The organism is Pseudomonas sp. W4I3 (genome assembly GCF_030816195.1).
Classification (GTDB): Bacteria; Pseudomonadota; Gammaproteobacteria; order Pseudomonadales; family Pseudomonadaceae; genus Aquipseudomonas.
In genome coordinates, this window is record NZ_JAUSXS010000001.1 from 4,167,252 (window position 1) to 4,181,100 (window position 13,849).

The 13,849-nt window shown below is 59.5% G+C and carries 10 protein-coding genes and 1 pseudogene; 5 read left to right on the forward strand and 6 right to left on the reverse strand.

Features of this window, described 5'->3' with window-relative positions:
• Nucleotides 1-15: 15 nt before the first annotated feature.
• Nucleotides 16-1,023, forward strand: a complete 1,008-nt coding sequence (locus QF045_RS18840; RefSeq protein ID WP_306493551.1) for a pyruvate dehydrogenase — start codon at nucleotides 16-18, stop codon at nucleotides 1,021-1,023.
• Nucleotides 1,024-1,047: 24 nt separating this feature from the next.
• Here the strand turns inward: QF045_RS18840 and QF045_RS18845 are convergent, their stop codons facing one another.
• The gene (locus QF045_RS18845; RefSeq protein WP_306493552.1) at nucleotides 1,048-1,518 is read right to left on the reverse strand and encodes a MarR family winged helix-turn-helix transcriptional regulator; all 471 of its coding nucleotides are present in this window, start codon (nucleotides 1,516-1,518) and stop codon (nucleotides 1,048-1,050) included.
• 144 nt (nucleotides 1,519-1,662) lie between these two features.
• On the opposite strand from QF045_RS18845, the pseudogene aceE reads away from it, so the two are divergent.
• Nucleotides 1,663-4,324, forward strand: a pseudogene (gene aceE / locus QF045_RS18850) (pyruvate dehydrogenase (acetyl-transferring), homodimeric type).
• A 1-nt stretch (nucleotide 4,325) separates the two neighbouring features.
• On the opposite strand, the gene QF045_RS18855 reads toward aceE, so the two are convergent.
• Nucleotides 4,326-5,144, reverse strand: a complete 819-nt coding sequence (locus QF045_RS18855) for a DUF2242 domain-containing protein (protein WP_306493553.1) — start codon at nucleotides 5,142-5,144, stop codon at nucleotides 4,326-4,328.
• Between the two features lie 232 nt (nucleotides 5,145-5,376).
• Here QF045_RS18855 and nhaA point away from each other — a divergent pair, with 232 nt between their 5' ends.
• Nucleotides 5,377-6,726: a Na+/H+ antiporter NhaA gene (gene nhaA, locus QF045_RS18860; RefSeq protein WP_306493554.1), complete on the forward strand. Its 1,350-nt coding sequence runs from the start codon at nucleotides 5,377-5,379 to the stop codon at nucleotides 6,724-6,726.
• A 57-nt stretch (nucleotides 6,727-6,783) separates the two neighbouring features.
• On the opposite strand, the gene QF045_RS18865 is transcribed toward nhaA, so the two are convergent.
• Nucleotides 6,784-7,677 carry a LysR family transcriptional regulator gene (locus QF045_RS18865; RefSeq protein WP_306493555.1) on the reverse strand — a complete coding sequence of 298 codons (894 nt, stop codon included), beginning with the start codon at nucleotides 7,675-7,677 and terminating at the stop codon, nucleotides 6,784-6,786.
• A gap of 119 nt (nucleotides 7,678-7,796) precedes the next feature.
• On the opposite strand from QF045_RS18865, the gene QF045_RS18870 reads away from it, so the two are divergent.
• A complete protein-coding gene (locus QF045_RS18870; protein WP_306493556.1) occupies nucleotides 7,797-8,123 on the forward strand; it encodes a carboxymuconolactone decarboxylase family protein in 327 nt (108 codons plus the stop codon).
• A gap of 112 nt (nucleotides 8,124-8,235) precedes the next feature.
• The gene (locus QF045_RS18875) at nucleotides 8,236-8,661 is read left to right on the forward strand and encodes a cupin domain-containing protein (protein WP_306493557.1); all 426 of its coding nucleotides are present in this window, start codon (nucleotides 8,236-8,238) and stop codon (nucleotides 8,659-8,661) included.
• Nucleotides 8,662-8,807: 146 nt separating this feature from the next.
• Here the strand turns inward: QF045_RS18875 and QF045_RS18880 are convergent, their stop codons facing one another.
• The 3 genes from QF045_RS18880 to lon all read right to left on the reverse strand — a co-directional run bounded on the left by QF045_RS18880 (nucleotide 8,808) and on the right by lon (nucleotide 13,732).
• A complete protein-coding gene (locus QF045_RS18880; protein ID WP_306493558.1) occupies nucleotides 8,808-10,682 on the reverse strand; it encodes a SurA N-terminal domain-containing protein in 1,875 nt (624 codons plus the stop codon).
• Nucleotides 10,683-10,913: 231 nt separating this feature from the next.
• Complete coding sequence (locus QF045_RS18885; RefSeq protein ID WP_003174819.1) at nucleotides 10,914-11,186, reverse strand: HU family DNA-binding protein; 273 nt, start codon at nucleotides 11,184-11,186, stop codon at nucleotides 10,914-10,916.
• Nucleotides 11,187-11,335: 149 nt separating this feature from the next.
• Complete coding sequence (gene lon, locus QF045_RS18890; protein WP_306493559.1) at nucleotides 11,336-13,732, reverse strand: endopeptidase La; 2,397 nt, start codon at nucleotides 13,730-13,732, stop codon at nucleotides 11,336-11,338.
• Nucleotides 13,733-13,849: the final 117 nt, after the last annotated feature.

Below are 13,849 nucleotides of genomic sequence, written 5' to 3' on the forward strand. Positions count from 1 at the left end.
TCTGGAGCCACGCCCATGCCCGCCTCTACCGCAAACGCCGCGCAGTGGTGCATCGACGCACTTAGCACCTGCGCAGACTCGCGCAGCTCGCCGCTGTACACGGTCATGACCATGGCCAGCGCGTTGGAATTCAGCCGGCACGCCTGGGTGATTCGCGGCCAGTCACGCAGCCGACGCGCAGGCAACTGGCCCACGTGGTTTGCGCGCAACACCGGCGAGAAACCCATGCTCTACCTGCACAGCGTGACGTCGTCCGCACAGCTGCGCGCATTGTCAGACTGCACCGCCCAACGCGGCATCTTGTGCAATGACAGCGAAACACAGCCATCCCCTTGGCCGAAGGGCGCGCACCCGTCGCTGCCATTGTGGCTGTCGACCGATCCACGCTGCACACCCTACGACCCAGCCTCGGGCGAAGAAGCACGCACGATCGTATTGGCCGGGTTGCGCACGTTATATGTCGATGGCAAGCCAGGGTTTTATTACCTGGCGCTGCATGATCAGGAAAGCGCCATTGCACCTCAGGCGCTGGATCCTGAAGGCACGATCAAGGGCATGTATCCGGTTCGGCAACCAGGCAGCGTGGAGGCTGTGAGATTGCTCGGCGCCGGCCGGGCCTTGGCGGAGGTGCTGCACGCCGCGCAGTTGCTGGAGCAGGAATGGGGCATCACCGCGCACGTATGGAGTTGCCCCAGTTACACACGGTTGGCCCGCGAGGCGGCGGCCGCTGAGCACTGGAACCGCCTGCATCCGCTGGCGCCCAGGCGTAGCTGCCATTTGCGCGACTGCCTGGCGGGGAGCCGAACCCCGGTGATTGCCGTTACTGGCTACCCACAGACGGTCGTTGACCCGTTGGCGGCGCATGTGGACACGCGCTTCGTGGCGCTGGGCGCAGGCTCGGTGCAGGCAGCAGCACCGAACCGTTATTGGATTGCAACCTTGGCGCTGAAAGCCTTGGCCGATGACGGGCATCTGGACACACAGAAAGTGGCAGACGCCCTGCAACGCTATTGCCTGAAATGAGCTGGGATGCAGCAGCTTGCGCACTCAGCTTTTGCGTCGACCACGGGTTTGCACACCCGCATCCATCGCCAGCCCCGCCGTGCGCTCCAGCGCATCGGCAAAGGCCTGGCGCTGCTCAGGCTCGATCTGCGACAAGAACAGCTCGTCAACGGTGCTTTCGTAGATTTTCCACATCTTTTTGCGCAGGGTGCGGCCCGCCTCGGTGATCGAGGCAAACGCCGCTCGGCCATCACCGTCGGAACGCGAGCGCACCACCAGACCGTCTTTTTCCAGGCGGTCGACCAGACGGGTGAGGTTGTAACGCTCAATGGCCAGCACATCGGCCAGTTCATGCATGCGGCGAGTGCCTTCAGCGCCGCTTTCCAGCCCCCACAACGCGTCGTACCAGGCATACGGCGGCAGTTGCGCCTCGGCCAACCGGCGCTCGATCTCACGGATGACCGTCCTGTGGGCCCTGACAAAACGGAACCATACATCAGGCTCTTTCGACGACATGCAACACCATCCGGGGATTTTCAAGAAGGTTGCAATAGTAGCTCATCCCAGGCTAAATTCCGGCATGTCATTGCAATTGCAACTACATTGCACCACGCCCACAAGGAGTCCGCCGCCTGGAATCCGCCTACCCTGGAGCCTTTTATGAACCCCAATAACGCAGCATCTCTGGACAACGATCCACAGGAAACCGCGCGAGTGGCTGGACTCCATCGAATCGGTGCTGTCTGCCGAAGGCCGCCCGCGCGCCCATTACCTGATCGACCAGTTGCTGGATTTCGACGTAGCGCGCCACGGCGACTTTTATGGACGGGTGACCACCCCTTACGTCAATACCATTGCCGTCGATCGCGAGGCGCCCTACCCCGGCAATCTCGACATCGAACGCCGGACCAATGCGTTTATCCGCTGGAACGCCATGGCGATGGTATTGCGTGCCGGCAAACACTCAGGCGTAGGTGGGCATATCGCGACCTATGCGTCAGCCGCGGTGCTCTACGACGTAGGCTTCGACCATTTCTTCCGTGGCCGAACCGATACGTTCGACGGCGACCTGGTGTACATCCAGGGCCATTCCTCCCCAGGCATTTACGGTCGCGCTTATCTGGAAGGCCGTATCAACGAAGCCCAACTGGATAACTTCCGCCGCGAGGCCGGTGGCGAAGGTCTGTCTTCCTACCCTCATCCACGGCTGATGCCGGACTTCTGGCAATTCCCAACGGTGTCCATGGGGCTCGGGCCGATCACTGCCGCTTACCAGGCGCGCTTTATGCGTTACCTGGAATTTCGCGAGCTCAAGCAATACCAGGATCGCAAGGTCTGGGCGTTCCTCGGTGACGGCGAAATGGACCAACCGGAATCACTGGCGGCCATCTCCCTGGCGGGGCGCGAAAAACTCGACAACCTGATCTTCGTCGTCAACTGCAACCTGCAACGCCTGGACGGCCCGGTGCGCGGTAACGCCAAGGTGATCCAGGAATTCGAAAGCGTGTACCGCGCCGCCGGCTGGAATGTGATCAAGGTGATCTGGGGCGGTGGCTGGGACGCGTTGCTGGAAAAGGACCACAGCGGCCTGCTGCGCCAACGCATGATGGAATGTGTGGACGGCGACTACCAAAATTACAAATCCCAGAATGGCGCCTACGTACGCGAACATTTCTTCGGCAAGTATCCGCAGCTGTTGGCACTGGTTGCAGACATGTCCGACGACGATATCTGGAAACTCTCACGGGGTGGGCATGACCCGGCCAAGGTCTACAACGCCTACGCCGCCGCGGTACGCCACAAGGGCCAGCCCACTGTGATCCTGGCCAAGACCGTAAAGGGCTTTGGCATGGGCGAGGCCGGCGAAGGCCAGAACATCAATCATCAATTGAAAAAGATGGGTGCCGAGGCGGTAAAAGCCTTCCGCGATCGCTTCGGGCTGGACGTGGCCGATGACCAGCTCGACGCGATTCCTTACCTAAAACCCGCCGCCGACAGTGCAGAAGCCCACTACTTCAGCGCCCGGCGCCAGGCCCTGGGCGGGTACGTGCCGGCTCGGCACAGCAGCGTAGCTCCTTTGACGATCCCGCCCCTGTCCGCATTCGCCACTCAACTCAAGGACACCGGCGAGCGCGCTATTTCCACCACCATGGCGTTCGTCCGCATTCTCGGCACGCTGCTCAAGGACCCGCACCTGAGCAAACTGATCGTACCCATCGTGCCGGATGAGTCGCGCACCTTCGGTATGGAAAGCCTGTTCCGGCAGATCGGCATCCACTCTGCCGTTGGCCAGCTATACACCCCACAGGACGCTGGGCAACTGAGCTACTACAAAGAGAGCAAAGACGGACAGATCATGCAGGAAGGCCTGAATGAATCCGGTGCCATTTCTTCATGGATCGCGGCGAGTACGTCCTACAGCAACCACGGCCTGATGACCGTGCCTTTTTATATCTTCTACTCGATGTTCGGCTTCCAACGCGTCGGCGATCTTGCCTGGGCGGCGGGTGATGCACGCGCCCGCGGCTTTCTGCTGGGCGCCACGGCCGGGCGCACCACCCTGATGGGTGAAGGGTTGCAGCATGACGATGGGCACAGCCATATCCTGGCGTCAGTGATTCCTTGCTGCGTGGCCTATGACCCGACCTTTGCCTACGAGCTGGCGGTGATTATTCGCGAAGGCATGCGACGCATGTATGTCGAGCAGGAAGACATTTACTACTACATCACCCTGCTCAACGAAAACTACCCGCACCCGGCAATGCCCGAAGGCGTCGAGACTGGCATTCTCAAGGGTATGTATCCGTTGAGCACCCACCGCCAATCAAGCGTGCAACTGATGGGCAGTGGTTCGATTCTGCGTGAGGTGATCGCCGCAGCTGCGCTGCTTGAGCGGGACTTCGCCGTGCACAGCGATGTCTGGAGCGTCACCAGCCTGACTGAACTGCGCCGCGACGGGCACGCGATGGAACGCTGGAACCTGTTGCATCCGAGCGATGAACCGCGCCTGAGCTATGTGGAACAGTGTCTCGCCGACAAGACCGGACCGGTGGTGGTCGCAACCGACTACATGAAACTATTCGCCGACCAGATTCGCCCCTTCGTACACGGCCGCCGCTTTGTGGCGCTGGGCACGGATGGTTTCGGGCAGTCGGATACACGCGAAGCGTTGCGCGAGTTTTTTGAAGTGGATCGACATTTCATCGTGCTGGCGGCCCTGAAGGCCTTGGCAGATGACGGCGTGATCGGCCGTGACAAGGTCGTGGACGCCATCAGCCGCTACGGGATCAATGCCGACAAGGCAGATCCCGTAACGGTCTGAGCTACTGGGCTGGGGTCGGCAGGGGTGGAATCGCCTCTGTCGGCGCGGGCAGGTTCGGATTGGTCGGCGCAGGCGCGGGTTCTGTTACCGGTGTCGGTGCCGTCTCCGGGACGGGCTCTACGCTTGGCGCGATGGGCGCGGCTTCGGGCGGCGGTGCGAGCGGCTGTGCAGCGGAAGGCGTGACAGGCGTTTCCTGAGGCGTCTCGACCTTCTCGGTTGCCGGCGCAGCTTTCTGCTCGGGCATGCCAAGCTCGTCCTTTGGCTTCTCGGGAATATGCGCCGCCTGCTTCACTTCCTGGGGCAGGAACACATCCACCAAGGCAAAGTAACGCTCATAGAACTTGGGCGCCGAGACGGTCTCGCTCGCCACCTTGACCATCGAGTCATCGGTGGAGCCGATGGGCATCGACACCGAGCCCAATACCCCAACCCCGAGGCTCGCGGAATTGTTGACCTTCTTCAGCGCATAACGGTCCTGCAAGGCGTTGGCGAACATCGTCGAGTGATTGCTGCCTTTGCCATCTGCGGCACACACCACGTTGAAGCTGATCTGCAGATGGGTCTCGCCGGTCTGCTGGAAACTCTTGTTGCCGGCCACCAACTTCGGATCGCTGCTGGTGATGATATAGCCCTGGCTGAGCAGCGCACGACGCGCCGCTTCACAGGCCGCCACATCGCTCACCGGGTAATCGCGGGAAAAGGTACCGGAGTCGTCGAAATTCTCATGTTCATAAATAGCGGTCTTGGGTGACGAGCAACCCGCCGCGCCCGCCAGCACCAGCGCCAACCCTAGGTTTCGCAAGTGAAATGATGTCGACATCGAAAATCCTGAGAAAAACAGTCCGGGCGGTATTGTGCAACAGAACGAGGCCTTGGCGCGCGCATTCCTGTCGGTAAAACGTCACAAGCTCATAAGGCTGGCGCTGCCAACTATGACAAGTTTGTTTACAACTTATTCCCCAACTTCCTATTATCGCCCTGGGTGCGCTGCTGCATACGGCACAGCGCAGGTTAAAGGATAGCGTTGGTCGGGCCGCCAATGGAGATAGGTCGTGCCTGATAAATACCCAGCCATCCCCCGCCCGCAGCGGTTGACCGAGGGCGCACTCTCTGCCCTTGGGCGCTTTTCGGACATTGAAGCCGTCAGCGGCATCGTCCTGTTATTGGCCGCCATTGTCGCCTTGATCTGGGCCAACAGCCCGGCGGCCGACACCTACGAGCACTTCTGGAACACCCCGATCACCCTGGGCCTGGGCGACTACAGCGTATCGCGCTCCCTGCACTTTCTGGTCAATGACGGCCTGATGACCATCTTCTTTCTGGTGGTGGGCGCGGAGATACGCCAGGAAATCAAGGACGGCGCACTCGCCAACCTGAAGCTGGCCACACTGCCACTGGGCGCTGCGCTGGGTGGCGTACTGATGCCGGCGATCATTTACACCGTGCTCAACCACGGCACCGCCGCCGCCAGTGGCTGGGCCGTACCTACCGCAACGGACATCGCCTTTGCCGTCGGCGTGCTGGCACTGTTGGGCAGGTCGATTCCCAGCAGCGTGCGTATCTTGCTGCTGGCCTTGGCGATTATCGATGACATCGTGGCGATCCTGATCATTGCTGTTTTCTTCACCGCGAGCCTTGATTACATGGGGCTGGTGATCGCCGTTGGCGGGCTGGCACTGGTGCTGGTTTTCCAGCGCATGGGCATCGGCAAGGCCGCTGTCTACCTGCTGCCCGGGGCAATCGTGTGGTTCGGCCTGCTCAAGACCGGCGTTCATCCAACGCTCGCGGGCGTGATCCTGGGGCTGATGACGCCGGTCAACTCCAAGCCCACCACCGAGCGCCCGCTGGACACCATAGGCCGCACGTTCAACGAATTGATGGAGCGCTTCTCCCAGTCCCATGAAGACCCGGAGCACGTTACGCAGCCACTCAAGCAATTGCGCGAAGCGCAGCGCGAAATCTTACCGCCAGTGCAGCGGGTCCAATCGGCCTTGCACCCGTGGGTGGCATTCGGCGTGATGCCGCTGTTCGCGCTGGCCAACGCCGGTGTCAGCCTGAGCGGCTTCAACCTGGACGACCCCCTGCCCCACGGCGTGTTCATGGGGGTCATCTTCGCCCTGGTGCTGGGCAAACCGTTGGGCGTGATGTTGGCCAGTGTCACGCTGGTCAAGCTCAACCTCTGCCAGCTACCGGACGGCGTCACCTGGTCGGGTGTCGGCCTGGTGGGTCTGCTCGCGGGGATTGGTTTCACCATGTCGATCTTCATCTCGTCCCTGGCGTTCTCCGACCCGGCCTTGCTGTCGGCGGCCAAGCTGAGCGTATTGACGGCTTCGACCCTGGCGGCGGTCATTGGCCTGACCTGGGGCAAGCTCAAGTTCTCGGGCAAGCAATCTGAGAGCTAAGCGCCACCGCCATAAGCATGCGGCGTACAAAGCGGCCAACCGGCGCTCCGAACGACGTCAATCGCGGTAGCGCAACGCATCCACGAGGAGGCTGAACGCTTGTGTGGGTTGGCGTCGACTTGGGTAGTACAGGTGATATCCGGAAAACGGCGGGCACCAGTCCTCTAGAACTCGAATTAAGCTGCCGTGCTCGATGTCCGGTTTCACCTGCTCTTCAGGTAGATAGGCGAGACCCTGACCTGATCGAGCCCCCATCAAAATGAGGGACGCAGATCCAACAACAAGCTGACCGTCTACATGGACGTTTACAGTTCGGCCGTCCTTCTCGAACTCCCAAGCGTACAGTCCACCATGTGTAGGAAGCCGCAGGTTGATGCAGTTGTGAAACGTCAAGTCGGAGGGCGCCCGCGGCTGTCCGTACTGCTCGAAGTACACGGGCGTACCGACTACCGCCATGCGCATGTCTGGCCCTATCCGGGTGGCTATCATGCCTTGCGCTACCGTTTCGCCAGGTCGAATGCCAGCATCGAAACGCCCGCCTACGATATCTGTCAGCCCTACATCTACGACAATTTCAATTTTGATTTCTGGGTACAGAGGAAGGAATTTCTCCAGCTTGGGCCAGAGCACCGTGGCCGCGGCGTTTTCGGTAGCCGCGAGGCGCAGAGTACCTCTGGGATTTTCGCCCAATGCAGTCACCGCCTCTAACTCCGCATCGACCTCCGCGAACCGTTGACCGACGGTTTGCAACAGGCGTTCGCCGGCATGAGTGGGTGACACGCGTCTGGTCGTCCGAGTGAGGAGCCTTACGCCTAAGCGCGTCTCTAATGCCCGCATCGTTTGGCTCAGCGCTGACTGGGAGACACCCCGTTGCTTCGCTGCTTTGGTAAAGCTTTGTTCTTGTGCAACCACTAAAAACGCGACGAGGTCGGCAGCGGTCTGCTTGTGCATTGATAAGCCTCCCTTATATATCTAATCAATTTTAAGCACGTTATCAGAAGCAATCGTGGCTGTTAATTTAGTTTCTGATCCAGCGCGGCCTCGCGCGGAGTGAAAGGAGGGAAATTCTGATGGCATACGAAAAAGGTACAGCCCACAAGGCTTTTGGCGATGTTGCTCCGGCGCTTGCCGAATACACCGATAACCTGCTGTTCGATGATGTGTGGAAACGGCCCGGTCTCTCACCTCGTGACCGCAGCCTTGTAACCATCACCACCCTCATTGTGCTTTACCGTCAAAACGAGTTGCCGTACCACCTTAAGCTTGCCCTTGAGAATGGCGTGACCCGTGAAGAAATCATCGAAACGATCACCCATCTGGCGTTCTATGGCGGCTGGCCCGTCGCGGCGACCGCACTGAATATCGCACGCAAGGTGTTCGAGGGGACCGGCAAATAAGCAGGGCCTGTGAATATTTTCCGCAAGGCAGGTGCCCACCGACGTGGCAGTTGCCGCCCACTATCGGTGGCGCAATGCGTGCTCAAGCCACCCGCGACTCAGAGAGAATTCCATGAGTGATTCAGACCTAACCATCATCCGCAACGCAAGCAACCCATCTGCAAAGGGCCCTGATACTTGGTTCACTGGCTCGGTTCGTATCGACACTATGTTCCAGGCGACAGCGCCTGGTCGAGCAACGGGCGCCATCGTCACGTTTGAGCCATCCGCGCGCACCTTCTGGCACTCTCATCCGGCGGGTCAAACGCTAGTGGTATTGACGGGTGTCGGCTGGGTTCAATGCGAAGGTGGCCAGCGAACCGAGATTCGCGCGGGCGACGTCGTCTCCTGTGCTTGCGGAAAACGGCATTGGCACGGCGCTGCTGCGACGACTGCGATGTCCCATTTCGCAGTCACCGAAACGATCGATGGCAAGAATACTGACTGGATGGAGCCGGTGACCGACGAACAATACCTGGGCGGTGCGCTCGTAAGCTGATCACGTTGGCGTCGATGCTGTGATGGATGGCTACGTAGACAAAATCGTCGCCCCGGATTGCAGGTATCACGGGTCGACCTGAGCTTTAAGCGGCGCAAAAAAAGACCCCGGCCTCTTCAGGACGGGGTCTTTTTATTCAGGCCGCATCAGAACTTCTTGATGTCTGCCTGGGTTTCCAGCTGCTTGCGGTAGGCTGCAAAGTCCTGCTGGCCAATGCGCGAAGCAAGGGCGCGACGGTATTGCGCCTTTTCTTCGTCCGTAGGCGCAGCCGCTTCATTGACGCCGTTCAAGCGCACGATCACCAGGCTGCCGTCGCGCAGAGCGACGGTGGTGAAGGTCGGCTTGTCCTTCGCCGCAGGCTTGGGCATGCGGAACAGCGCTTGCAGCACGGCAGGATCGATCGCTTCCTGGCCACGGGTAGCGGCTTCGGTGACCTTCCAGGCCTGGCCGTCAATCGGCTGGTTCAGCGCGGTCTTGCCATCACGCAGGCTGGCGATCAACTCGTCGGCATGGGTTTTGGCGGCGGCGCTGGCACGCTCCTTGGTCATCTGTGCGCGAATCGGCGCAGCAACCTGTTCCAGCGGCAGCTGGGCAGGTTTGCGGTGCTCTTTGGCACGCAGCACGATGATGGTTTCCGGGTCCAGCTCGATGGCGGTGCTGTTGGCACCTTCATCCAGCACTTCCGGGCTGAACGCGGCGGTGACCACGGCACGGTTGGCCGCGACGCCTTCGCCACCTTCACGGCCGAACGGCGCGGAAGTGTGCACGGTCAGCTTCAGATCGGACGCCGGCTGGGCCAGGTCGGAGGCTTCGAATGCCGCATCTTCCAATTGCTTGGTCGCTTCGACAAAGCGCTGTTCAACCTGCTGGGTCTTGAGCTCGCGGGTCAGCTTGTCTTTCAGGCTGGCGAACGATGGCACTTGTGGTGCCTCAACGCCCAGCAGCTTGATCAAGTGCCAACCGAACGTGGTGCGCACCGGCACCGACACCTGGTCTTGCTTCAAGCCGTACAGAGCCGTCTCGAAGTCCGGATCGTAGACGCCAGGACCGGCAAAACCAAGATCGCCACCGTTATTGGCCGAGCCCGGATCCTGAGAGAACTCCTTGGCCAGGGCTTCAAACTTTTCGCCCTTGGCCAGGCGCGCCTGGATGTCTTCGATCTTGGCCTTGGCTTGCGCCTCGGTGACCTTGTCGTTGACCTCGATCAGAATGTGCGCCGCACGCCGCTGTTCAGCGAGGTTGGCGGTTTCTTTCTCGTAAGCAGCCTGCAGCTCATCGTCCTTGACGGTGACCTGGTCGAAGAAGGACGACTTCTTCAGCTCCAGGTAGTCGATGACGACTTGGTCAGGGGTCATGAACTCCTTGGCATGCTGGTCGTAGTAGGCCTTGACTTCGTCGTCGGTGAGTTTCACCGCTGCCGGGTCAGCCTTGATGTTGACGGTGGCGAAATCGCGGGTCTGTTTTTCCAGACGGGCGAATGCGAGCACCTCGGCGTCGGTCACGAAACCACTGCCGGCGATGCCTGCGCGAACCTGGCCGATCAGCATTTCCTGGGTCAGCATCTGACGGAATTGCAGGCGGCTATAGCCCAACTGACGGATCACCTGGTCAAAGCGTTCAGTGTTGAACTTGCCGTCCACCTGGAACTCCGGCGTCTGCAGGATGACCTGGTCCAATGCCGCTTCCGAGAAGCCGAATTTGGAATCAGCAGCGCCTTGCAGCAGCAGCTTGCGATCGATCAGGCCCTTGAGGGCCGCGTCGCGCAGCAGTTTTTCGTCCAGCAGCGAAGCATCGAAATCCTTGCCCAGTTGTTGCATCAGCTGGCGCCGTTGCATATCGACGGCCTGGCTCAATTCGGTCTGGGTGATTTCCTCACCGTTGACCTTGGCCACGTCCTGCTTGTTATTACCCGAAGCCTGGAAAATAGCCTCGATACCGGTGAACGCCATCAACGCGACGATGATCCCGATAATGGTCTTGGCAATCCAGCCTTGTGAATTGTCCCTGATATTTTGCAGCATGCGTCCCCCAGAAACGGTTGAACATCAAAAATAGGCAACCGTGGAGCGTGGGTAGAATCCGGATAGAAGAAAGGCGCATCCGAGGATGCGCCTTCTCGTAACTGGCGGAGCGGACGGGGGTTTGAACTCTGACCCCCGGCGTGGCGACCCAATGGATGCGTGGGTCAGCTACCGCTCCGCTGCCAGGCCAGACCTGCGTCTGACCCGGGTAAGCAAAGGCTAGATCGAAGCTTAGTTAACGGCTTCTTTCAGGGCTTTACCGGCTTTGAAACCTGGTTTCTTGGCAGCAGCGATTTGCAGTGCTTTGCCGGTCTGTGGGTTACGGCCAGTGCGAGCTGGGCGGTCAGTCACAGAGAAAGTACCGAAGCCTACCAGTACCACGGAGTCGCCGGCCTTCAGAGCGCCAGTGACGGATTCGATTACTGCGTCCAGCGCACGGCCGGCAGCAGCTTTCGGGATATCAGCGGATGCAGCGATAGCATCAATCAGTTCCGACTTGTTCACTCTAAGTCCCCTTATATATCTATGAGTATGATTCTAAGTTTTTTGGTAAAAAGCAAAAGCCAGTGTTGAATGGCCTACAGAACACTTAAGAGCCGCTTTATAACAAGGGCTCTAAAAAGCTGTCAAGGAAGCCCCCAGGCTTAAACACATTAATGCGTGCTAATTCTTTCCTTGGAATCCGACTCGCGTTTTTCGTCCTTCGCGACTATCTCCGGAGCCACATCCGGCAAGGGTTCCGGCGCGTATTGCAGCGCAATTTGCAGGACTTCGTCAATCCATTTAACCGGTTTAATCTGAAGATCTTGCTTGATATTGTCAGGAATTTCCTTCAAGTCGCGGACATTCTCTTCAGGAATGATCACCGTCTTGATTCCACCCCGGTGTGCCGCGAGCAATTTCTCTTTCAGCCCGCCGATCGCCAATACCTGACCGCGCAGGGTAATTTCCCCGGTCATCGCCACATCGGCACGCACCGGAATGCCAGTCAATGCCGACACCAAGGCCGTGCACATGCCTACGCCCGCGCTCGGGCCGTCCTTCGGGGTCGCCCCTTCCGGCATATGGATATGGGTGTCGTGCTTCTCGTGGAAGTCCAGGGGGATGCCCAGGCTCTTGGCGCGGCTGCGCACCACGGTCTGCGCGGCGGTGATCGATTCGACCATCACATCACCCAGCGAGCCGGTCTTGATCAACTGACCCTTGCCCGGGATCACGGCCGCTTCAATGGTCAGCAACTCGCCGCCCACTTGCGTCCACGCCAGGCCAGTCACCTGCCCTACCTGATCCTGCTGCTCGGCCAGGCCGTAGCGGAATTTACGCACGCCCAGGAAATGCTCCAGCGAGTCGGCAGTCACCTTTACCGAGAAGCGTTTTTCCAGCGCATGCTCCTTGACCGCCTTGCGGCAGATCTTCGCGATCTGACGCTCAAGGCCCCGTACACCGGCCTCGCGGGTGTAATAGCGCACGATGTCACGGATCGCTTCGACTTCAAATTCGATCTCGCCTTTCTTCAGGCCGTTGGCCGAAGTTTGCTTGGGCGCGAGGTATTTGACCGCGATGTTGATCTTCTCGTCTTCGGTGTAGCCCGGCAGACGAATCACCTCCATCCGGTCCAGCAATGCTGGCGGAATATTCATGGAGTTGGAGGTGCACAGGAACATGACGTCGGACAGGTCGTAATCGACTTCCAGGTAATGGTCGTTGAAGTTGTGGTTCTGCTCGGGATCGAGCACCTCGAGCAATGCCGACGCCGGGTCGCCACGCATGTCGCTGCCCATCTTGTCGATTTCATCGAGCAGGAACAGCGGGTTGCGCACGCCCACTTTCGTCATCTTTTGAATCAATCTTCCTGGCATCGAACCGATGTACGTCCGGCGATGGCCACGAATTTCGGCTTCGTCACGCACGCCACCGAGGGCCATGCGCACGAATTTGCGGTTAGTGGCGCTGGCGATCGACTCTGCCAGGGAGGTTTTACCCACACCAGGAGGACCGACCAGGCACAACACCGGGCCGCGAATTTTCTTCACGCGCTTTTGCACAGCGAGGTATTCGAGAATGCGTTCCTTGACCTCTTCGAGGCCGTAGTGGTCGGCGTCGAGGATTTCTTCAGCGCGGGTCAGGTCCAGGCGCACCTTGGTCTGGGCCTTCCACGGCACTTGCACGAGCCAATCGATGTAGGAGCGAACCACGGTGGCTTCGGCCGACATCGGCGACATTTGCTTGAGCTTGTTCAGCTCGGCCGTTGCCTTGGTCAGCGCGTCTTTGGGCAGGCCAGCGGCATCGATACGCTTCTTCAGCTCTTCGATCTCGTTGTGCCCTTCCTCGCCGTCGCCGAGTTCTTTCTGAATGGCCTTCATCTGCTCATTCAGGTAGTACTCGCGCTGGCTGCGCTCCATTTGTTTCTTCACACGGCCGCGAATGCGCTTCTCAACCTGCAGCAGGTCGATTTCGCCATCCAGCAGTGCCAGCACATGCTCGACACGGGCCGACAAATCGATGATTTCGAGGATGTCCTGCTTCTGCTCGATTTTCAGCGCCATGTGCGCAGCCATGGTGTCGACCAGACGGCTTGGCTCATCGATGCTGTTGAGGGACGACAGCACCTCAGCCGGGACTTTCTTGCCCAGCTGCACATACTGCTCGAACTGCGAAAGCAGGCTGCGCACGAACACTTCGGATTCACGCTCAGGGGCTTCGACTTCGTCGATCAGCGCCACTTCGGCGCGCAGGTGGCCGTCCACCTCCATGAAACGTTCTACTGCGCCGCGCTGCTCGCCTTCCACCAGAACCTTGACGGTACCGTCGGGCAGTTTGAGCAATTGCAGGACAGTTGCAACGGTGCCGACGCGATACAGGGCGTCTTCGCCTGGATCATCATCAGCAGGATTCTTCTGGGCCAACAGCAGGATCTGCTTGTCGCCCGTCATCGCGGCCTCGAGGGCTTCGATAGACTTCTCGCGCCCCACGAACAGCGGGATAACCATGTGCGGATAGACGACGACATCACGCAACGGCAGGAGAGGCAATTCGCTGGTTGTCTTCATGATTTCGCCTCTATGACAGTTGAAAAATAAGCTTGAAACCAAGATGGGGGTTGCATGCAAAAAAAACAAGCTCAATGCCAGCACTTAAACGCATGAATAAACGCGATTTAATCGGCC